Genomic DNA, 19962 nt, shown 5'->3' with positions numbered 1-19962 from the left:
TCGGCCACAGCATGGGCGAAGTCGCGGCGGCGCACCTGTCGGGCGCACTCAGCCTCAAGGACGCCGTGGCCGTCATCTGCCGGCGCGGCCGGGTGCGCGGGCGTCAGTGGATGATGCCGGTGCGCAGCGCGACCGCGACCATGCCGGCGCGGTCGCCGGTGCCGAGCTTGCGGGCGATCCGGGCGAGGTGGCTCTTGACGGTGAGCGCCGACAGGCCCATGGACACGCCGATGGCCTTGTTGGACTGGCCCTCCGCGACCAGCCGCAGCACCTCGACCTCTCGGCCGGACAGCTCGCGGTAGCCGCCGGGGTGACCGGGGGCGCCGGGCGGGCGCCGGTGCAGCCGGGCAGCGGCTGCGGAGCCGATCGGGGCGGCGCCGGGGCGGCCCGGGACGCCGAGGTTGGTGCGGGTGCCGGTGACGACGTAGCCCTTCACGCCGCCCGCGAGGGCGTTGCGCACGGCGCCGATGTCGTCGGCGGCGGACAGGGCCAGGCCGTTCGGCCAGCCCGCGGCACGGGTCTCGGACAGGAGGGTGAGCCCGGAGCCGTCGGGGAGGTGGACGTCGGCGACGCAGATGTCACGCGGGTTGCCGACGCGGGGGCGGGCCTCCGCGATGGACGACGCCTCGATCACGTCTCTCACGCCCAGCGCCCACAGGTGCCGGGTGACGGTGGAGCGGACACGGGGGTCGGCGACGACGACCATGGCCGTCGGTTTATTGGGGCGGTAGGCGAGGCTCGCAGGTTGCTCGAGGAGAACGGACACCAAGCCTCCAGGGGGGAGTGGCGGGGGGACGGGTCCGGCTTTGGGGGTAAGCCGGGGTAATCCGTATGGGAAGGGTCACAAGCCTCTTCGGCACCGAAGCGTCCCGGCTTTAGGGAATGATCACGAATTAGTGAGTAACAATTCGGGCAATTCGGATGCGAACGGTCGGCAACCGATCAGGTTGCCGACCGAAATGGTGGGGATGGGCGGGCGGAATCGGTCATGAATACGGCAATCGGGTGACCGTCCGCTGCGGGGCCGCTGCGCGGGGCTCGGCGGTGCGGGGTGGCTGGTGAAGGGGCGCGCCCCTTCACGTCCGCCGCCGCGGCGCCCGGAGCTCGTACGGCACCGCCGGGTGGCGCCGCGGGGGCTGGTCGCCGTCGCGGCGGATTCAAGGATGCGGGGCATCCTTGGCCTGCCGGGGCCGGCGGGTGAGCGCGCCGGTGAAGGGGCCTCGGCCCCTTCCTTCCGCCGCGGCGGTGATCAGCCACGGCGGGCCTTTTCGGCGGTGCCGGGCGTGCCTGAGCCTGTACGGCACCGCCGGTCTGCGCCGCGGGGGCTGGTCGCCGTCGCGGCGGTTTCAAGGATGCGGGGCATCCTTGGCCTGCGGGCGCGCAGGCCGGCGCGGCGAGCGCTGTGGTGAAGGGGCCTCGCCCCTTCATGTCCGCCGCGGCGGTGATCAGCCACAGCGGGCCCTTTCGGCGGTGCCGTGCTCACCTGAGCCCGTACGGCACCGCCGGACTGCGCCGCTTCGGCTGGTCGCCGTCGCGGCGGGTTCAAGGATGCGGGGCATCCTTGGCCTGCTGCGGCCGGCGGCCGGCGGTGATAGGGCCTCGCCCCTTCGATTCCGCCTCGGCGGTTCAAGGATGCGGGGCATCCTTGGCCTGCTGCGGCCGGCGGCCGGCGGTGATAGGGCCTCGCCCCTTCGATTCCGCCGCCGTGGCGATCGGCCACGGCGGACTGGTTCGGCGGTGCCGGAGCCGCCTCGGCTTCCGTACGTACGGGGAAGGGCCCGCCGCGGGCTACCGGCGGCCCTGGGGGTCCCGTCTCTGGGGGAGGGTTACTACGCCCGCGTCGGGCGCGCCGCCCGGCGGGAGGCCCGCGATCTGGCACAGCAGGTCGCACCACGCCGCGAGGTGCGCCGCCGTGTCCGGCACCCCGGACTCCTCCGGCGGCTCCGCGGCCGGGCCGCCGCCCTTCCCCCCGCGGACCGCCCGTACGGGCTTCGCCGCCGCCGGCGGGACCGGCGACCAGGAGGCGCGGATCTCGATCCGCGTCGACGGTTCCCGGTCGGCGAGGCCGCCGAAGTAGTGCGACCCGGCCCGCGTGACCGTGCCGCTCGGCGCCGCGTACGGCACGCGCCGCGCCTCCAGCGCGCCGGTGAGCCAGGACCAGCAGACCTCGGGGAGCAGCGGGTCCGCCGCCATCTCCGGCTCCAGGTCCGCGTGCACGAGCGTCACGAGCCGGAACGTGCCGCCCCAGGCCTCGTGCCCGGCGGGGTCGTGGAGGAGGATCAGCCGGCCGTCGGCCAGTTCCTGGTCGTCGACGACGACCGCGGCCTCCAGCGCGTACGAGAAGGGGGCGAGCCGCTGGGGCGGCGGCGTCGCGTCGAGCTCGATCTCCGGCCGCAGGTGCACTCCTTGCAGTCCGGCGACCGCCTGCCGGAAGACGGACGGGGAGCCCTCCCCATCCGCGTCGTCCGGACCGTCCGAGAGGTGTCCCTGCGCCGCAGCCATGCCCGGAAGACTAGGCGGAACGACGCGCGGTTCCGGGTAGGACACCCACACGGGCGGGTCACTCGTTCGGCCCGTGCGAAGATTTGGGGCATGAGTGAGCGCAGCCAGCAGCAGACAGGCCGTACCGCCGCACACGACTCGGCGTTCCTGAGGGCGTGCCGGCGCGAGCCGGTGCCCCACACTCCGGTCTGGTTCATGCGGCAGGCGGGCCGCTCGCTCCCCGAGTACCGCAAGGTGCGCGAGGGCATCCCGATGCTCGACTCCTGCATGCGGCCCGACCTGGTCACCGAGATCACCCTGCAGCCGGTCCGGCGGCACAACGTCGACGCCGCGATCTTCTACAGCGACATCGTGGTGCCGCTGAAGGCCATCGGCATCGACCTGGACATCAAGCCGGGTGTCGGCCCGGTCGTCGCCGAGCCGGTCCGTACCCGCGCGGACCTGGAGCGCCTCCGTCCGCTCGACGCCTCCGACGTCCCCTACGTCACGGAGGCCGTCGCCCAGCTCGTCGGCGAGCTCGGCGCGACCCCGCTGATCGGCTTCGCGGGCGCGCCGTTCACGCTGGCGAGCTACCTCATCGAGGGCGGCCCCTCGCGCACGTACGAGAACACCAAGGCCATGATGTACGGCGACCCGGAGCTCTGGGCCGACCTCGTCGACCGTCTCGCGGGCATCACGGCCGCCTTCCTCGACGTGCAGATCCGGGCCGGCGCCTCCGCCGTCCAGCTCTTCGACTCGTGGGCGGGCGCCCTCGCCCCGGCCGAGTACCGCGACCTCGTCATGCCGGCCTCCGCCAAGGTCTTCGACGCGGTCGCCCACCACGGCGTGCCCCGCATCCACTTCGGCGTCGGCACGGGCGAGCTCCTCGGTCTCATGGGCGAGGCCGGCGCGGACGTCGTCGGCGTCGACTGGCGCGTCCCGCTGGACGAGGCCGCCCGCCGCGTCGGCCCGGGCAAGGCCCTCCAGGGCAACCTCGACTCGGCCGTGCTCTTCGCCGGCCGCGCCGCGGTCGAGACGAAGGCCCAGGAGGTGCTGGACGCGGCGTCCGGCCTGGAGGGCCACGTCTTCAACCTGGGCCACGGCGTCATGCCGAACACGGACCCGGACGCGCTGACGCACCTCGTGGAGTACGTGCACGAGCGCACGGCCCGCTGACCGCGCCGCGCCCGCCGGGCTTCCGGCCGCCGGCGCGGCACATACGGCGAGCGGGCGGCCGTAGGCGGCCGCCCGCTGGGTGTTGCATGCCCCGGCAGCCCTCGGCGAGTTCGCCGGTTGCCGGTCAGTCAGATGCCGGTCCGTCAGCCCGGCCCGTCAGCCCGTCAGCCCGTCAGCGCCGGGTAGTCGGTGTAGCCCTTCGCGCCGCCGCCGTAGAACGTGGCGCGGTCGGCGGCGTTGAACGGGCCGCCGGCCTTCAGCCGGGCCGGCAGGTCCGGGTTGGCGAGGAACAGCTGGCCGTAGCTGATGACGTCGGCGGTGCCGTCCTCGACGAGCGCGAGGGCGTCCGGGCCGGTCGGCCCGTCGGTGAAGGCGTTGAGGATGAGGGCGCCGGAGAACCGCTTGCGCAGGTCGAGGGTGAGCTCGCGGATGCCGGACGACGCCTCCATGACGTGCAGGTAGGCCAGGCCCAGCGGCTCGATCGCGTCGACCAGGGCGGTGTACGTCGCCTCGGTGTCGGTCTCCGCGATCGATCCGAGCGTGTTCGCGGGCGAGATCCGCAGACCGGTCCGCTCCGCACCGATCCCGGCGGCGACGGCCTTGACGACCTCGACGGCGAAGCGGATGCGGTTCTCGACGCTGCCGCCCCACTCGTCGGTCCGCCGGTTGCTGTTGGCGGCGAGGAACTGCTGGACCAGGTAGCCGTTGGCGCCGTGCACCTCGACGCCGTCGAAGCCGGCCTCGATCGCGTTGCGCGCGGCGGCGGCGTGGTCGGCGATGGTGGCGCGGACCTCCGGGCCGGTCAGCTCCCGGGGAGTGACGAGGTCCTTCATGCCCTCCGGGGTGAAGTGGGCGCCTTCGGCGGCGATCGCGGACGGACCCACCGGAACCAGACCGTCCGGCAGCAGGACCGGGTGGCCGATGCGGCCGGTGTGCATGAGCTGCGCGAAGATCCGGCCGCCCGCGGCGTGCACCGCGTCGGTGACCTTGCGCCATGAGGCGACCTGCTCGGCGCTGTGCAGGCCCGGGGTCCAGGGGTAGCCCTGCCCGACGACGGAGGGCTGGACGCCCTCGGTGATGATCAGGCCGGCCGAGGCGCGCTGGGCGTAGTACTCGGCGGTCAGCTCGGTGGCGGTGCCGCCCTCGCCGGCGCGGCTGCGCGTCATCGGCGCCATGGCGATGCGGTTGGCGAGCCGGGTGCCGGCGAGGTCGATGGGGTCGAAAGCAGTGGTCATGACGGTCCCCTCCACAAATAATTGGCCGACCAAGTAATCGGCCCGAGAGGCACTGTAGCGCATTACTTGGCCGGCCAACATAATGAGAGGGAAGAGACCCCGATCCCCCCACGGAGGAAGCCCGCTCATGACCGACGCCCCGGACGACACCCCCGCCCGCTGCCCCGCCGAAGCGGCCGAAGCAGCCGGAACGGCGGAAACGGCAGCAGCCGGCGAAGCCGCCGGCGCTCCCTGCGCCGCCGCGGCCCGGCTGTGCCCCGGAGGCGAGGGGCAGGTCAGCCACGCCATCGCCCGCGTCGCCCGCGCCCACCGCATCACCGCGGGCAACCTGCTGCGCCGCCTCGGGCTCCACGCGGGGCAGGAGCTGCTGATGATGCGGCTGTGGGAGGCGGGCCCCCAGCGTCAGTCCGAGCTGATCAAGCTGCTGGGGCTGGACCCCTCCACCGTGACCCGTATGGTCCAGCGGCTGGAGCAGGCGGGCCTCGTCACCCGCGAACCGTGCGCCGCGGACCGCCGGGCCGTCGTCGTCGCGACCACCGGCGCGGGCGAGGCCCTGCGCCAGGAGGTGGGGCGGGTGTGGCAGGAGCTGGAGGAGCGCACGCTGGCCGGCCTCGGCGAGAAGGACCGCAGCGAGCTGGCCCGGCTCCTGGCGCACCTGGAGGACAACCTCACCGGGTGCTGAGGTGCCGGACGCGCCTCCGCGCGCCCGCTACGGCCGCGGTGCCGGCGGCGGGAACGGGATCCCGGCGAGCGGCGGCAGGACGACCTCCTCCTCGTAGGCGAGGTGCGCCGTCAGCTCCTGCGCCATCCGCTCCAGTTCGGCGCGGAACCGTACGGGGTCGGCGCTCCCGATGTCCGCCAGCAGCGCGGCCAGCTCCCCCTGCAGGCGCGCCATGGTCCGGTGCTCGTCCCGCAGCCGCTCGAAGGCCGCGCCCAGCTCCGGGTGGTGGCTCTCCATGGCGGGGAACAGGCCGTTGTCCTCGCCGGTGTGGTGAGCCTCCAGCGTCCGGCAGAACGCCAGGCAGTGCTGCCGGATCTGCAGCCCCAGCCCCGGCATCCGCCCCTGCCCCGGCACCCGTCCCTGCCCCGGCGCCGGCCGCTCGCCGCCCTCCGCCACGGCGGCGAAGTGGGCGTCGACCTCGGCGCGTACGTGCTCCAGCTGCGCGCGCAGCCAGGTGTGGACCTCCATGACCTTGTCGGCGAGCGTCCTGACCGGGGCCGGGGCGTCCTCCCCGGTCCGCTCCAGCGCCACGACCGGCAGGACGCGCGAGGTGTTCGCCTGGTAGTCGCCGTATCCCGGCACCGCGCGCACCACGTGCGCGAACAGCCGGTCGCGCCGGGCCCCTTCGGCGGGCACCGCCACCGCCGCGTACCGCTCGGTCCCGATCTCCACCTGGACGAGCGGGTGCGCCAGCAGGTTGTGGTACCAGGCGGGGTGCCGGGGCGCTCCCATGTTGGAGCCGACGACGAGCAGCTGCCCGTCGTGGCGTACGTAGCCGAGCGGCGTGGTGTGCTCCGCACCGGACCTGGCGCCGGTGGTGGTGAGCAGCAGCAGGTCGCCGCCCTCGAAGGGGCCGCCGGCCTTTCCGCCGTTGGCGCGGAACTCGTCGATGACGGACTGGTTGAAGGAAGGTGCAGAAGACATGCGTGTGGGCTCTCCGGAAGGAATGCAGGGCCGCGTCAACGTGCGCGGAAATGCCTGAAGACGGGGATCCGCGCGAGGCGGAGGGAACGGGGAGAAAGGGCGCGCGGAGCGCCGGGGCGTACGCGTACGAGCGCGCCGCCCGCGTCAGGCTCAGCCTGTGGAACGCGAGTTCATGTTCATGGGAAGGACCCCTGCACAACGGGTGGTCGCCCGGCTGCCGGCCGGCCCACTTCTCTTTGGCCGGCGCCACGCGCCACGCCGCCCATTACATCCGCCGGGCCCGGTCCGCGTCAACGCGGAGGGTCAGCCGGGCGTCGCCACCCGTTTTGCATGTCATGCTCATGCCTGGTTAGCGTGGTGATCACCGTTACCGACCACGACGGGGAAACATCATGCGCATAAGGAAGTTGGCGGCCACCGCCGTCACCGCCGCCGTTCTCGCCGGTGGCACCGCCCTGACCGGCGGCGTCGCCGCGGCCGACGCACGGGTCACCGCCGCCTCATCCTGCAGCTACAACACGCTGACGGCGCTGGAGAGCGTGAAGATCCGTACGGACCGGAAGCTGAACGCCACCGCTGTCGGCCTGCTCCCCAAGGGCAAGTCCGGCCGCGGCTGCGACTCGACCGGCACCGGCCTGAGCGGCCAGTCCTACGACCTTTGCGGGAAGAAGGACAACAGCTGGGTCATCCTGAGCTACGGGGGACACGAGGGCTGGGTGCCCACCACCTGCATCAAGCAGTGGCGCTGAAAGCTGTCGTAGGACGCTGACGGTGCGCCCCGGGCGGAACCCCCGCCCGGGGCGCACCGCTGTGTGAGCGGTCACCGCCCGTCCTTGACGGCCGCCGCCGCCCTGCGCGCCGCCACCAGCACCGGGTCCCACACCGGTGAGAACGGCGGGGCGTAGCCCAGGTCCAGGGACGTCATCTGATCCACCGTCATGCGGGCGGTGAGGGCCACCGCCGCGACGTCCACCCGCTTCGCCGCGCCCTCGCGCCCCACGATCTGCACGCCGAGCAGCCGCCCCGTGCCGCGCTCGGCGAGCATCTTCACCGTCATCGGGCGCGCCTCGGGGTAGTAGCCGGCGCGGCTCGTGGACTCGATGGTCGCGGTCACGTAGCGCAGGCCCTCCGCCCGCGCCTGGGCCTCCAGCAGGCCGGTGCGCGCGATCTCCAGGTCGCAGACCTTGCTGACGGCCGTGCCCACCACGCCGGGGAACGTCGCGTACCCGCCGCCCACGTTGGTGCCGATGACCTGCCCGTGCTTGTTGGCGTGCGTGCCGAGGGCGATGTGGCGGGTGCGGCCGGAGACGAGGTCGAGGACCTCCACGCAGTCGCCGCCCGCCCAGACGTTCTCGTGGCCGCGCACCCGCATGGCCAGGTCGGTGAGCAGCCCGCCCGACGGGCCCAGCGGCAGGCCTGCTGCCCGGGCGAGCTCCGTGGCCGGGCGCACGCCGAGGCCGAGGACGACCACGTCGGCGGGGTGTGCGCGGGCGGCGGTGGCGACGGCGCGGACCCGGCCGTCCGGGCCGGTCCGCACGGCCGTGACCTCGGTGTCCGTCACGACCTCGATGCCCATGCCGGTCATGGCGTCGCGCACGAGCGCGCCCATGTCGGGGTCGAGGGTCGCCATCGGCTGTGCGGAGCGCTCGATCACGGTCACCGCGTAGCCGCGCCGGACGAGGGCCTCCGCCATCTCGACGCCGATGTACCCCGCGCCGACCACCACCGCCCTGCGGTCCGCCGCGCCGCCGTCGAGCGCGGCGACGAGCGCCCGGCCGTCGTCCAGGGTCTGCACCCCGTGCACGCCCGGGGCGTCGATGCCCTCCAGGGGCGGCCGGACCGGGCGGGCGCCGGTCGCGAGGACGAGGTGGTCGAAGCCGTACCGGCGCTCCGTACCGGACTCCAGGTCGCGCGCGAGGACGTGCTGCCCGTCGAGGTCGAGCCCGGTCACCTCCGTGCGCGTCCGCACGTCGATGCCGCGGGCGCGGTGCTCCTCCGGCGTCCGGGCGACGAGCGCGTCCGGGCCGTCCACCACACCGCCCGCCCAATAGGGAATGCCGCACGCAGAGTAGGACGTGAACCGGCCGCGCTCGAACGCGACGATCTCCAGCTCGTCCGGCGCCTTGAGCCGGCGCGCCCGGGACGCGGCGGACATGCCCGCCGCGTCGCCTCCCACGACCACCAGTCGCTGTGCGGCCATGCCGCTCCTCCCGTTCCCGTCTTCCCGTTCCAGTCTTCCCGTTCCCCGGACGCGCCGGTCTCCGCACGCCCCGGTCTCCGGTCAGTCTCCGGCACTCCAGTCCAGGAAGACCGTCTCGCCGTCCCCCTGCAGCGTCACGTCGAAGCGGTACGCGTTCCGCCGCCCGGCCTCGCGCCGCGCCAGCAGCGTGGCCCGCCGGTCCGCCGGCAGCGCCGCCAGCAGGGCGTCCCCGGGCGGCTCGGCCACGTACACCCGGGTGAACAGGTGCCGGTCCAGGCCCCGGGCGTGGACGCACAGGGCCAGGTACGGCGCGCCGCCCGGCAGCAGCGTGCGCAGGACGTAGTGCCCGTCCCGGTCGGTGGGCACGCGGGCCCAGCCGGTGAACGTCTCCCCGTCGCGGCGCAGGCTGCCCGGCGCGCCGGTGAGCGAGCCGTCCGGGCCGGCCTGCCAGAACTCCAGGAGCCCGTCGGGCACGGGCGCGCCCTCCCCGTCGCGGACGTGGCCGTGCAGGGTCACGGCGGCCGGGTGCCCGGCCGGGGCCGCGTCGCCGCCGCCGGGGAACGGCAGGGCGGTGCCGTAGTAGGGGCCGATGGTCTGGGACGGGGTCGGGGGCAGCAGCATCAGCGGTCCCCTTCGGTCCAGGTGGCGGCCGGGCCGTCCAGGACGATGTCCCAGCGGTAGCCGAGGGAGCGGCCGGGCTCGCCGAGCGTCCGGTCCAGGGCGCTGACCAGCCGGTCGCGGGCCGCCGGTGCGCCGACGGCGTTCCGGATCAGGTCATCGGGCAGGAGCGGGTCGCCGGGGAAGTACATCTGGGTCACGAGCCGCTGTGTGAACGCCGTGCCGAAGAGCGAGAAGTGCAGGTGGGCGGCGCGCCAGGCGTCGTTCGAACCGCCCAGCGGATAGGCGCCGGGCCGGATGGTGACGAAGCGGTAGCGGCCGTCGTCGCCGGTGAGGCAGCGGCCCGCGCCGGTGAAGTGGGGGTCGAGCGGGGCGGGGTGGCGGTCGAGGGGGTGGGCGTAGCGGCCCGCGGCGTTGGCCTGCCACAGCTCCACCAGCTGGCCGCGCACGGGGCGGCCCCGGCGGTCCGTGACCCGCCCGGCGACGACGATGCGCTCGCCGACCGGCTCGCCGCGGTGCTGCCGGGTGAGGTCGTGGTCGAGGGGCCCGACGTCGGCCGTCCCGAAGACGGGGCCGGTCAGTTCGGCGGTTCCGGGAGCGGCGGGCACGGACACGGGCACGCGCACGGCCGGCCTGAGGGGAGCCCGGAGGGCGACGGCCCGCGCGGCGGTGTCGGAGGCGCCGGCGGAGTCCGTGGGGCGTATCTGTTCCTGCGCGGGGTGAGGTGCGGGTTCAGAGAGGGCCATGGCCCTGCTCTACCCCGGGTAGCGCCCGGTGATCCCGACCGGCCTGCCGTCAGGTCAGACCAGTGGTGCCCCCGCATAGTTCTCGGCCAGTTCGGCCGCGGCCGCCGTGGGGCCCGTGACCCGGCGCAGCCACGTCAGCTGCATCGCACGGTCGTACGCGTCGGCGCCCGGCGCCGCGTGCAGCATCGTCGTCAGCTCGTGCGAGAAGAACTGCGCCTGCCACACGCGGCGCAGGCAGTTGTCCGAATACCGGTCGAGGAGCGCCGTCGATCCCGTCCGGTGCCAGTGCGTGAACGCCCGGGCCATGGTGACGACGTCCCCGAAGGCCAGGTTGAGGCCCTTGGCGGCGCTCGGCGGCACGATGTGCGCCGCGTCCCCCGCGAGCAGCAGCCGCCCGTACCGCATCGGCTCGATCACCTGGCTGCGCAGGCCGTTCACCGATTTGGCGAGGACGGGCCCGCGCCGCAGCCGCCAGTTGCCGGCGGCCAGCCGGACGTCCAGCTCGTCCCAGACGCGGTCGTCCGGCCAGTCGCGCGGGTCGGTGCCGTTGGGCACCTGCAGGTAGAGCCGGGAGACGGTGGGGGAGCGCATGCTGTGCAGCGCGAAGCCCCGCTCGTGGCCGGCCAGCAGCAGCTCGTCGCTGGAGGGCGGCACGTCCGCGAGGATGCCGAGCCACGAGTACGGGTACGTGCGCGCGTGCATCGTCACCGCGCTTGCGGGCAGGGCGCGCCGGGAGGCGCCGTACGAGCCGTCGCAGCCCGCCACGTACTCGCACTCCAGCGTGCCCTCCCGGCCGTGCCGCCCCCCTTGCCCGCCCCGGACGAAGCGGATGAGCGGCTGCTCGCCGTCGGCCTTCTCGACGGCGACCACCCGCGTGTCGAACAACAGCGGTGGCCCGCCGCCCAGCTGAAGGGCGATCAGGTCCTTGACCACCTCGGTCTGCGGATAGATCGTCACGGTCCGGCCGCCCGTCCTGGACGGCAGGTCCACCCGGTGCGCCTCGCCTTCGAAGCGCAGCTCGAAGCCGCGGTGAATCAGCCCCTCGCGGTCCAGCCGGTCCCCGGCGCCGCACTCCCGCAGGACGTCCGCCGAGCCCTGCTCCAGGATCCCGGCGCGCTGCCGCCGCTCGACGTACGCCCGGTCGCGGGTCTCCAGGACGACGCAGTCCACGCCCGCCCGGTGCAGCAGCCGGGCGAGCAGCAGGCCGGCCGGCCCGGCCCCGATGATGCCGACGGTGGTACGCATGTGCGGGCAACCTCCCCGGAGTGCGAGCGCCGTACGCGTCCCCGGCGTGTGCGCGCGTCCCGGGCGGGCGGGCCCTCAGCGTTCGAGGACCAGTGCCTGCCCCTGCCCCACGCCGATGCACAGTGCGGCCAGCCCCGTGCCCGAGCCCGCCGCGGCGAGCTGATGGGCGACCGATCCCGCGAGGCGCGCGCCGGAGCAGCCCAGCGGGTGGCCGATGGCGATCGCGCCGCCACGGGGGTTGACGATCCCGGTGTCGAGCTCCGGCCACTCCTCGAAGCATCCCAGGACCTGTGCCGCGTACGCCTCGTTGAGTTCAAAATGTGTCACGTCCGCAAAGGAGCGCCCGGCCTTGGCGAGGGCGCGCCGCACGGCCTCCGCCGGCCCCAGCCCGTAGAGGTCCGGCTCGATGCCGGTGACCGCGGACGCCCGGATCCGCGCGAGGGGCTCGCGGCCCGTCTCGCGCAGCCCTTCCTCATCGCACAGCAGCAGCGCCGCCGCTCCGTCGTTGAGCGGCGAGGCGTTGCCCGCCGTGACCGTGCCCCCGTCCTTGCGGAAGGCCGGCTTCAGGCGGGCGAGGGCCTCCATAGAGGTGTTGTCGCGGATCGTCTCGTCCCGCGGCAGGTCCACGCCCGGCAGCGGCACCACCTCGGCGTCGTACGCGCCCTCCGCCCACGCCCGCGCCGCCTTCCGGTGGCTGGCGAGCGCGTAGGCGTCCTGCTGCTCGCGCGTGATGCCGTACTTGTCCGCGATCAGCTCGGCGCCCTCGCCCAGCGACGTCGTCCACTGCTCCGGCATCGCCGGGTTGGTCATCCGCCAGCCGAGCGTGGTCGAGTACAGCTCCTGGTGGCCCGAGGGGAAGGCCCGCTCCGGCTTCGGCAGGACGTACGGCGCGCGGGTCATGGATTCCACGCCGCCCGCCACGACCACCGACGCGTCGCCGAGGGCGATCGTCCGGTACGCGTGGACGACGGCCTCCAGGCCGGAGGCGCACAGCCGGTTGACCGTCATGCCCGGCACGGTCACCGGCAGCCCGGACAGCAGCACGGCCATCCGGCCCACGTTGCGGTTCTCCTCGCCGGCGCCGTTGGCGTTGCCGAAGACGACATCGTCGATCCGGGCCGGGTCGAGCCCGGGGCTGCGGCCGGCGACCGAGCGGACGACGTGCGCGGCGAGGTCGTCCGGGCGCACGGAGGCGAGCGCCCCGCCGTACTTGCCGACCGGGGTGCGCACGGCGTCGACGACGTAGACGTCCCGGATGCGGTCGTTCATGGCACTCCTCCCGCGGGGCCCCGCCACCGGGGCCGCCGTGTGAACTGCTGTTCCCCACTGCTGTTCCTGGCCGGCCGCAGTCGAGTCTTCGGGCTGCCTCCGGCGCTGTCAATGGGCAACCGTCCGATCGGTCGGTCGGGAGGTGCGGCGGAGGGCGGTGGATGGGTGTTTGAGGCTGTTTGAGAGAGTGGTCTCATGAGCGCAGCAGGCCGTTCAGCGGTCTCTTCCGAGCATCATGTGATCGTCATCGGCGGCGGGATCTCCGGCCTCGCCGCCGCCCTCCGGCTCGCCCGCGCGGGCGTCCGCGTCACCCTCCTGGAAGGCGGCGACCGCGTCGGCGGCAAGCTGCACGCCGGCGAGATCGCGGGCATGCCCGTGGACCTCGGAGCCGAATCGGTGCTGGCCCGGCGCCCCGAGGCCGTCGAACTCGCCCGCGCCGCGGGGCTCGGCGACGACCTGCAGCCGCCCGCCGCCACCGCCATGCTCTGGACCCGCGGCGAACTGCGCCCCCTCCCCACCGGCCACACCATGGGCGTCCCCGGCGACCTCGCCCCGCTCGCCGCCGCCGGCATCCTCTCCGCCGACGGCCTCGCACGCGTCGCCCAGGACGCCGGGCTGCCGCACACCGACCCCGGCGAGGACGTCGCCATCGGCGCGTACATCGCCGAGCGCATGGGCCGCGAGGTCGTCGACCGGCTCGTCGAACCGCTGCTCGGCGGCGTCTACGCGGGCGACGCCTACCGCATCTCGATGCGCGCCGCCGTCCCCCCGCTCTTCGAGGCCGCCCGCACCCACGCCTCCCTCGGCGAGGCCGTCCGCGACCTCCAGGCCCGCGCCGCCGCCCGGCAGCAGACCGGGCCCGTCTTCATGGGCATCGAAGGCGGCATCGGACGGCTGCCGCTCGCCGTCGCCGACGCGGTGCGGGCAGCCGGCGGCGAGATCCTCACCCGAACCCGCGCGGACGAGCTCCGCCGGGACGGCGCGCGGTGGACCGTCCGCGCGGGCGACCGGACCCTCACCGCCGACGCCGTCGTCCTCGCCGCGCCCGCCGGGGAAGCCGGACGGCTCCTGCGCGGCACCGCCCCGGCCGCCGCCGACGGCCTCGCCGCCGTCGAGTACGCCTCGATGGCCCTGGTCACCATGGCCTTCCGGCGCCCCGACGTGGAGGGGCTGCTGCACGGCAGCGGCTTCCTCGTGCCGCCCGTCGACGGCCGCACGATCAAGGCCTCCACCTTCAGCAGCAACAAGTGGCGCTGGAACGCCGACGCCGACCCGGGCCTGTTCGTCCTGCGGACCTCGATCGGGCGGTACGGCGACGAGGCCGACCTGCGGCGCGACGACGCCGATCTGGTGTCCGTCTCCCTCAAGGACCTCGGCGACGCGGTCGGCCTCGCGGCCGCCCCGGTCGAGACCCGCGTCACCCGCTGGGACGGCGGCCTGCCGCAGTACCCCGTGGGGCACCTGGACCGCGTCGCCCGCATCCGCGAGGCCGTCGGCCGCGTGCCCGGCCTGGCCGTCTGCGGCGCGGTCTACGACGGCGTGGGCATCCCCGCCTGCGTCGCCAGCGCCCACCGGGCGGCCGACCAGGTGCTCGGGGCACTGGAAGCACGCGAAGCACTCACCACCCTGGACGAGGACGCCGGGGACGGCAGGGGAGAATAGGAACCATGACAGACGCGCAGAAGATCCCGAACGCCGGCAAGAAGGCCAAGGACCTCAACGAGGTCATCCGCTACACCCTCTGGTCGGTGTTCAAGCTCCGCGACGTCCTCCCGCAGGACCGCGCCGGCTGGGCCGACGAGGTCGAGGAGCTGTTCGCCCAGCTCGCGGAGAAGGACGTCACCGTGCGCGGCACGTACGACCTCTCCGGCCTGCGCGCCGACGCCGACGTCATGATCTGGTGGCACTCCGAGACCTCGGACGCCCTCCAGGACGCGTACAACCTCTTCCGCCGCACGAAGCTCGGCCGTGCGCTGGAGCCCGTGTGGTCCAACATGGCGCTGCACCGCCCCGCCGAGTTCAACAAGTCGCACATCCCGGCGTTCCTCGCCGACGAGACCCCGCGCGACTACGTCAGCGTCTACCCCTTCGTCCGCTCCTACGACTGGTACCTGCTGCCCGACGAGGACCGCCGCCGCATGCTCGCCGACCACGGCAAGATGGCCCGCGGCTACCCGGACGTCCGGGCGAACACGGTCGCGTCGTTCTCGCTGGGCGACTACGAGTGGATCCTCGCCTTCGAGGCGAACGACCTGTACCGGATCGTCGACCTCATGCGGCACCTGCGCGCGTCCGAGGCGCGGATGCACGTCCGCGAGGAGGTCCCGTTCTACACGGGTCGCCGCAAGGCGGTCGCGGAGCTGGTGGCGGGGCTGGCGTAACGCGTAGCGCCTTGCCGGCGGGCGGCGGCACGCGCCGCTTGCGTGAGCCGCGCATTCCGCCGGACCCTCATGGCGGTGGCTTCCCGCCGTGGCGGCGGGCACCTTCTGCCGCCGCAGCGGCGGGCCACCACAGCGCCGGAGTCCGGCGGTGCCGGACCGGGCCGTAGCCCGGCCCGGCACCACGTGACAGCCCCGCGGTGCCGGACCCGGCCAGTGGGCTCCGGGCGCGGCACCGCCGGGAGTCAGCCCGCGGCCGGCCGGGCCTGCTTGCCGCTCGTCGCCGCGGGCTCCCGGCGCGGAGCGCACGTCGCGTCCCGCGCCGGGACCGTGCCCCTCAGCAGGTACGCGTCCAGGTGGCGGTTGACGCAGGCGTTCGGGCCGCCGCCGATGCCGTGCGTGCCCGAGCCCCGCTCGGTCACCAGGGCCGAGCCCGCCAGCCGGCGACGCAGCTCCAGCGCGCCCGGATACGGCGTCGCCGCGTCCCGCTCCGCCGCGAGCAGCAGCGTGGGCGGGAGCGCGCCGCGCGCCGCCCGGACGTCGAGCGGCCGCTGCGACGGCGCCTTCCAGAACGCGCACGGCAGGTTCATCCACGCGTTCTGCCACGTCTCGAAGGGCGCCCGCCGCGCGAGCCGCGTGTTGTCGCGGTCCCACTTCTTCCACGAGCGCGGCCAGCGCACGTCGTTGCACTCGACGGCCGTGTAGACGGCGTTGGAGTTCTCACTGGCCACCGCGCCGCCCGTGTCCGGCTCAGCGAGGGCGCGCAGGGACTTGGCGTCCCCGCGCAGGTACGAGGAGAGGGCGTTCGCGCTGCGCGCCCAGTAGCTGTCGGTGTAGCCGACCTGGAGGAGCGCGGCCTGCAGCTCCCCGGGGCCGACCTTGCCGACCGGCTTGCGCCCCAGCCGGCGGCTCGCGCGCTCGTACGAGGCGTGGACCTGCTTCGCCGTGCGGCCCAGGTGGTAGACGTCGTCGTGCCGGGCGACCCAGCGCCGCCAGTCGCTCCAGCGGGTCTCGAACGCCTCGGACTGGCTGAGGTTGCTGCGGTACCAGATCTTCTCGGGGTCGGGGTCGACCACGCTGTCGAAGACCATGCGGCGCACGTGCCCCGGGAACAGGGTGGCGTAGAGCGCGCCGAAGTAGGTGCCGTAGGACGCCCCCATGTAGGTGAGCCGCCGTTCGCCGAGCGCGGCGCGCAGGACGTCCAGGTCGCGGGCGTTGTTGAGGCTGGTGAAGTGCTGCAGGTCGGAGCCCGCGCGGCGCGCGCAGCTCTGCGCGTAGGCCTTCGCCTCGGCGACCTTCTTGCGCTTGTACGCGGAGGACGGGTGCTCCGGCGCCTCCGTGGGGGCCTTCACGAAGCTCGCGGGGGAGACGCACGACAGGGGCGCGGAGCGGCCGACGCCGCGGGGGGCGTAGCCGACGAAGTCGTACGCCTTCGCCAGGTTCTGCCACTGCGGGATGGCCGCGAGCAGCGGGAAGAACATGCCGGATCCGCCCGGGCCGCCGGGGTTGAAGACGAGCGCGCCCTGCCGGCCGGAGTCCGGGCCGGTGGCGCGGCCGCGGCTGACGGTGAGGCTGATGTGCTTGCCGTGGGGGTGGGCGTAGTCCACCGGCACGGAGACGGTGCCGCACTCGAAGGGGGCGGGCAGGCCCTCGGCCTCGGGGCACGTGCCGAAGCTGATGCCCTCCGAGGCGGCCTCCCGGGCGGCTTCCTCCGCGCCGAGCATTTCGGCGTAGCCGCCGGGCGCGTGGGTGCGGTGCGGGACGAGGGCGTCGGCCGGGGCGGCGGTGAGCGTCGTGAGGACCAGCGATCCCAGGGCTCCGTACAAGGCGAGTGCTCTCACTGACCATCCCTTCCCGGCATTTAATGTGACGAAAGGGATAATTGGCGGGGTGTTTGGCGTTGTAAAGCACCGGGGGCGGGTGTCGCCGGGATGGGGCCGGATGGGGGTGCGGCACGGGAGTGCGGGGCGCGGTGCGGGGGTGCGGGGCGCCGGGCAGGGGCGGCCCCGGCCGGCCGGGGAATGGACGAGACCCCGCGATCGGGGGGATGTCGCGGGGCCTCTGACAGGGGAACGGTCCGCCGGACGGGTTGGTTCCCGCACTTCTGCGGCAGTATGGCGGAGGGGGGTGGTCTGCGTGCGGGAGCGGCCGGACGGCAAGAGGAGCGCGAACGGCAAGGCGTTCGACCCCGAGCGGCTGTTCCTGCCGCCCGACGACGACCTTGCGCCCAACCGGCCCGGCGAGACGCTCCGCGCCCGCCTCGACGGCTCCGGCGCCGCCGGGCCGTCCGGCCGCGCCCGCCTCGTCCTCGCCCGGCTGCTCGGACGGCGGCCCGTGGAGGACGACTGGCGCCGGGCGCTGGCCGCCGAGCAGTGCGTCGGCGCGGCGCTCGAAGGACTCGCCGGCGGCGGCTGGGACGTCGTGCACTCCATCGTCCTTCCGGGCGACGCGATCATCTCCCACCTGCTCATCGGGCCCGGCGGCGCCTTCGGCATCGCCACCCGGCCCGGGCGGCGGGCGCGGGTGCGGGTCGGCGCGTCGGAGGTGCGGACGGACCGCGAGCGGCATCCGCAGCCGTACGTCCGCGAGGCCCGGCACGACGCGGCCCGCGCGTCGCTCGTCCTCACCCGCGGCTGCGGGTTCCTCGTGCAGGTGCGGCCGGTGCTGGTGTTCGTGGGCGCACGGAGCGTGGACGTGGCGCCCGAGCTGGACGACGTCCGGGTGCTGGGGGAGCGGGACGTGCCGGGGCTGGGCGCGCTGGGCGGTGCGCTGCACCCGGACCGTTCCCGGCGCATCCACACCGTCGCGCGGAACCGGCGGGTGTGGCTCTGGGCGTGACCGGCGCGGCGCGTGACAGGCCGTCAAACGGGTGACCTGCGGGCGTATTTCCCGACCGGAGCGGGGCCCGGCCCCTAGCCTTGATCATGCGGTCGAGGACCACGGGGAGGCTGCGGTGCGGTGCGCCGTGTCCGGCGGACGCTCGGGGATGAGGGCCCCCTCCGGGGCGCCCTTCCCGCCGGCCCACGGCCCCGCACGGCTGCCGCCCCGTAACTCGACCGCGTTCGCTTCTGCCGCTACGTGACGGCTCGGCCGGTCCGGCACCGCCGGGACGGTTGTCCGGTGGCTGTGCGCGTGGCGGCGGTGGAGAGGTGCGGGTGCTCTCTGGTGTTGCGGCGGTCGTCCGCCGTGGCGGTGTGCGGCCACGGCGGTGGTGTCCGGTGGTGTCCGACGGGCTCGGCCGGTCCGGCGCCGCCGGGGCGGTTGTCCGGTGGTTGTGCGCCGTGGTGGCGGTGGAGAGGTGCGGGTGCTCTCTGGTGTTGCGGCGGTCGTCCGCCGTGGCGGTGTGCGGCCACGGTGGTGGTGTCCGGCGGTGCCTGACGGGTTCGGCCGGGTTCGGCACCGCCGGGGCGGTTGTCCGGTGGTTGTGCGCCGTGGTGGCGGTGGAGAGGGGCAGGTGTCCTCTTCGGTGTTGGCCCGGTCGTCCGTCGCGGTGGCGTGTGACCGCGGTGGTGGTGTCCGGTGGTGTCCGATGGGCTTGGCCGGGTTCGGCACCGCCGGGGCGGTTGTCCGGTGGTTGTGCGCCGTTGCGGCTGAGGAGTGCGGGCGGGTGCCTGCGGATGTTTCGCTCGCCGCCCCGGCAACCATCCCCCGCCGCGGCGGCGCGCAACCACCGACGACGATCCCGGCGGTGCCGGGCGGACGTGCCGGACGGACGTGACGGAGGAGGCGGTCGATGAGACGTAGCCGGGACGGTCGTCCGCCGCGCCGGCGCGCGGCCGTCGCCGCCGCGGCCGTCGGCGGCGCCCTGCTCGGCCTCGCCGGCTGCGGCGCCCCCGCACCCCGTACGCCCGCCGCAGGCGACACCGTCGACGTGTCACCCCACCGCTGCGGACACGGCTGGCGGCACCCCCGCCCCGGCACGCTCACCTTCACCCTGCACAACAGCTCCGGCACCGCCGCCGAGACCCAGCTCACCGACGCCCGTACCGGCGCCGTGCTCGGCGAGGCCGAAGGGATCGGGCCCGGGGCGGTCCGGACGATGCGCGCGCGGCTCGGCGGCGGCGACACGTACGCGTTCGTGTGCTTCGGCGAGGACGCCGACCCCGTCACCGGCCCGGCCGTCCGCATCCCCGGCCGCACGGACGGCGGCGGCGCCGGCCCCGCCGCCGTCCCCCTCACCGCGCACGACCTCATCCCGCCCGCCCTGGACTACCAGCGGTGGGTCACCACCCGCATGGCCCGCCTCGTGTCGGCGACCGACGCCCTGCGCGCGGCCGTCCGCGCCGGCGACATCCCCGCCGCCCGCACCCGCTGGCTCACCGCCCACCTCGCCTACGCCCGCCTCGGCGCCGCCTACGACGCCTTCGGCGACGCGGGTGACGCCGTGGACCGCACCACCGCCGGCCTGCCCCGCGGCCTGCGCGACCCGGGCTTCACCGGCTTCCACCGCGTCGAGCACGGCCTCTGGCACCACGAGCGCCCCACCACCCTCCGGCCCGCCGCTGACCGCCTCGCCCGGGACGTGCGCGCCCTGCGCACCGCCTGGGCCGGCACCCGGATGGACCCCGCCGACCTCGGCCGCCGCGCGCACGAGATCCTGGAGGACACGCTGCGGGCCGAACTGACCGGCCGCACCGACTACGGCAGCGGCACGGGCCTGGCAACCGCCCGCGCCCACGTCGACGCCACCCGCGCCGTCCTGGACCGCCTCCGCCCGTTCCTGCGCACCCGCTACCCCGCCCTCCCGGCCCTCGACCGCCGCCTGGGCGGCCTCGCCCGCACCCTCGACGCCCGCGCCCACCACGGCGGCTGGACGCCCCCGGCCCGCCTGGGCCGTACGGAGCGGGCCCGCATCGACGCCGCCGTCGGCGACCTCACCGAGCGCCTCGCGGCCGTCGCCGCGCTCTGCGACGTACGGAGGACTCCGTGAGGCCCGCCACCCGCCGCGTGCCCCGCCGCGGCCTCCTCC

17 protein-coding genes and 1 pseudogene are annotated in these 19962 nt (G+C 75.0%); 8 read left to right on the top strand and 10 right to left on the bottom strand.

Translation table 11 applies throughout. The features are described 5' to 3' along the window. Positions 1-11: 11 nt before the first annotated feature. A pseudogene (locus B7P34_RS39835) lies at positions 12-86 on the top strand (hypothetical protein); the annotation flags it as partial. Between the two features lie 17 nt (positions 87-103). On the opposite strand, the gene B7P34_RS28705 reads toward B7P34_RS39835, so the two are convergent. Both B7P34_RS28705 and B7P34_RS28700 read right to left on the bottom strand, forming a co-directional pair. Further along, entirely contained in the window at positions 104-766 is a 663-nt protein-coding gene (locus tag B7P34_RS28705; protein ID WP_030369345.1) for a response regulator transcription factor, read from the bottom strand. A gap of 1022 nt (positions 767-1788) precedes the next feature. Beyond that, positions 1789-2502, bottom strand: coding sequence for a DUF3000 domain-containing protein (locus B7P34_RS28700; protein ID WP_106681106.1), 714 nt, complete (start codon positions 2500-2502; stop codon positions 1789-1791). A gap of 90 nt (positions 2503-2592) precedes the next feature. Between B7P34_RS28700 and hemE the strand changes: the two genes are divergently transcribed. Beyond that, positions 2593-3657, top strand: coding sequence for a uroporphyrinogen decarboxylase (gene hemE, locus B7P34_RS28695; RefSeq protein ID WP_106681105.1), 1065 nt, complete (start codon positions 2593-2595; stop codon positions 3655-3657). A 164-nt stretch (positions 3658-3821) separates the two neighbouring features. Here the strand turns inward: hemE and B7P34_RS28690 are convergent, their stop codons facing one another. After that, positions 3822-4892 (bottom strand): alkene reductase, encoded by a 1071-nt coding sequence (locus B7P34_RS28690; protein WP_106681104.1) that lies wholly within the window; start codon positions 4890-4892, stop codon positions 3822-3824. A 127-nt stretch (positions 4893-5019) separates the two neighbouring features. Here B7P34_RS28690 and B7P34_RS28685 point away from each other — a divergent pair, with 127 nt between their 5' ends. Continuing rightward, on the top strand, positions 5020-5574 hold the full coding sequence (locus B7P34_RS28685) for a MarR family winged helix-turn-helix transcriptional regulator (RefSeq protein WP_106681103.1): 555 nt from the start codon (positions 5020-5022) through the stop codon (positions 5572-5574). A 27-nt stretch (positions 5575-5601) separates the two neighbouring features. Here the strand turns inward: B7P34_RS28685 and B7P34_RS28680 are convergent, their stop codons facing one another. Then, positions 5602-6537, bottom strand: coding sequence for a nitroreductase/quinone reductase family protein (locus B7P34_RS28680; protein ID WP_106681102.1), 936 nt, complete (start codon positions 6535-6537; stop codon positions 5602-5604). Between the two features lie 392 nt (positions 6538-6929). Here B7P34_RS28680 and B7P34_RS28675 point away from each other — a divergent pair, with 392 nt between their 5' ends. Continuing rightward, on the top strand, positions 6930-7286 hold the full coding sequence (locus B7P34_RS28675) for a hypothetical protein (RefSeq protein WP_146166958.1): 357 nt from the start codon (positions 6930-6932) through the stop codon (positions 7284-7286). 71 nt (positions 7287-7357) lie between these two features. Here the strand turns inward: B7P34_RS28675 and B7P34_RS28670 are convergent, their stop codons facing one another. The 5 genes from B7P34_RS28670 to B7P34_RS28650 form a co-directional block, all read right to left on the bottom strand. Beyond that, entirely contained in the window at positions 7358-8737 is a 1380-nt protein-coding gene (locus B7P34_RS28670) for an FAD-dependent oxidoreductase (protein WP_106681100.1), read from the bottom strand. 81 nt (positions 8738-8818) lie between these two features. Continuing rightward, positions 8819-9358 (bottom strand): protocatechuate 3,4-dioxygenase subunit alpha, encoded by a 540-nt coding sequence (pcaG, locus tag B7P34_RS28665; RefSeq protein WP_189383129.1) that lies wholly within the window; start codon positions 9356-9358, stop codon positions 8819-8821. Further along, a complete protein-coding gene (gene pcaH, locus B7P34_RS28660) occupies positions 9358-10101 on the bottom strand; it encodes a protocatechuate 3,4-dioxygenase subunit beta (protein WP_106681099.1) in 744 nt (247 codons plus the stop codon). Before pcaH ends, pcaG begins: the two co-directional genes overlap by 1 nt. Positions 10102-10155: 54 nt before the next feature. After that, positions 10156-11346, bottom strand: coding sequence for a 4-hydroxybenzoate 3-monooxygenase (locus tag B7P34_RS28655; protein ID WP_106681098.1), 1191 nt, complete (start codon positions 11344-11346; stop codon positions 10156-10158). A gap of 75 nt (positions 11347-11421) precedes the next feature. Further along, positions 11422-12603: a thiolase family protein gene (locus B7P34_RS28650; RefSeq protein ID WP_223268332.1), complete on the bottom strand. Its 1182-nt coding sequence runs from the start codon at positions 12601-12603 to the stop codon at positions 11422-11424. A gap of 207 nt (positions 12604-12810) precedes the next feature. Here B7P34_RS28650 and hemG point away from each other — a divergent pair, with 207 nt between their 5' ends. Both hemG and hemQ read left to right on the top strand, forming a co-directional pair. After that, the gene (gene hemG / locus B7P34_RS28645; protein WP_106681096.1) at positions 12811-14277 is read left to right on the top strand and encodes a protoporphyrinogen oxidase; all 1467 of its coding nucleotides are present in this window, start codon (positions 12811-12813) and stop codon (positions 14275-14277) included. A gap of 5 nt (positions 14278-14282) precedes the next feature. Further along, on the top strand, positions 14283-14996 hold the full coding sequence (gene hemQ / locus B7P34_RS28640) for a hydrogen peroxide-dependent heme synthase (RefSeq protein ID WP_106681095.1): 714 nt from the start codon (positions 14283-14285) through the stop codon (positions 14994-14996). Positions 14997-15238: 242 nt separating this feature from the next. Here hemQ and B7P34_RS28635 read toward each other — a convergent pair whose 3' ends face one another. Further along, positions 15239-16834, bottom strand: coding sequence for an alpha/beta hydrolase (locus tag B7P34_RS28635; RefSeq protein WP_106681094.1), 1596 nt, complete (start codon positions 16832-16834; stop codon positions 15239-15241). A 295-nt stretch (positions 16835-17129) separates the two neighbouring features. On the opposite strand from B7P34_RS28635, the gene B7P34_RS28630 reads away from it, so the two are divergent. Next, positions 17130-17831 carry a nuclease-related domain-containing protein gene (locus tag B7P34_RS28630; RefSeq protein WP_146166957.1) on the top strand — a complete coding sequence of 234 codons (702 nt, stop codon included), beginning with the start codon at positions 17130-17132 and terminating at the stop codon, positions 17829-17831. Positions 17832-18726: 895 nt separating this feature from the next. Beyond that, the gene (locus B7P34_RS39500; protein WP_106681092.1) at positions 18727-19923 is read left to right on the top strand and encodes an EfeM/EfeO family lipoprotein; all 1197 of its coding nucleotides are present in this window, start codon (positions 18727-18729) and stop codon (positions 19921-19923) included. Positions 19924-19962: the final 39 nt, after the last annotated feature.

It is taken from the genome of Streptosporangium nondiastaticum (genome assembly GCF_003011965.1).
Lineage (GTDB): Bacteria > Actinomycetota > Actinomycetes > Streptomycetales > Streptomycetaceae > Streptomyces > Streptomyces nondiastaticus.
The sequence above is the reverse complement of the archived record's forward strand: the minus strand, read 5'-3'. Positions and strand labels throughout refer to the sequence as shown.

What these genes read in the sequence shown, in the direction of transcription:
- B7P34_RS28700 (WP_106681106.1), bottom strand. Translation starts at nt 2,502, where the DNA reads ATGGCTGCGGCGCAGGGACACCTCTCGGACGGTCCGGACGACGCGGAT.
- hemE (WP_106681105.1), top strand. Translation starts at nt 2,593, where the DNA reads ATGAGTGAGCGCAGCCAGCAGCAGACAGGCCGTACCGCCGCACACGAC.
- B7P34_RS28690 (WP_106681104.1), bottom strand. Translation starts at nt 4,892, where the DNA reads ATGACCACTGCTTTCGACCCCATCGACCTCGCCGGCACCCGGCTCGCC.
- B7P34_RS28685 (WP_106681103.1), top strand. Translation starts at nt 5,020, where the DNA reads ATGACCGACGCCCCGGACGACACCCCCGCCCGCTGCCCCGCCGAAGCG.
- B7P34_RS28680 (WP_106681102.1), bottom strand. Translation starts at nt 6,537, where the DNA reads ATGTCTTCTGCACCTTCCTTCAACCAGTCCGTCATCGACGAGTTCCGC.
- B7P34_RS28675 (WP_146166958.1), top strand. Translation starts at nt 6,930, where the DNA reads ATGCGCATAAGGAAGTTGGCGGCCACCGCCGTCACCGCCGCCGTTCTC.
- B7P34_RS28670 (WP_106681100.1), bottom strand. Translation starts at nt 8,737, where the DNA reads ATGGCCGCACAGCGACTGGTGGTCGTGGGAGGCGACGCGGCGGGCATG.
- pcaG (WP_189383129.1), bottom strand. Translation starts at nt 9,358, where the DNA reads ATGCTGCTGCCCCCGACCCCGTCCCAGACCATCGGCCCCTACTACGGC.
- pcaH (WP_106681099.1), bottom strand. Translation starts at nt 10,101, where the DNA reads ATGGCCCTCTCTGAACCCGCACCTCACCCCGCGCAGGAACAGATACGC.
- B7P34_RS28655 (WP_106681098.1), bottom strand. Translation starts at nt 11,346, where the DNA reads ATGCGTACCACCGTCGGCATCATCGGGGCCGGGCCGGCCGGCCTGCTG.
- hemG (WP_106681096.1), top strand. Translation starts at nt 12,811, where the DNA reads ATGAGCGCAGCAGGCCGTTCAGCGGTCTCTTCCGAGCATCATGTGATC.
- hemQ (WP_106681095.1), top strand. Translation starts at nt 14,283, where the DNA reads ATGACAGACGCGCAGAAGATCCCGAACGCCGGCAAGAAGGCCAAGGAC.
- B7P34_RS39500 (WP_106681092.1), top strand. Translation starts at nt 18,727, where the DNA reads ATGAGACGTAGCCGGGACGGTCGTCCGCCGCGCCGGCGCGCGGCCGTC.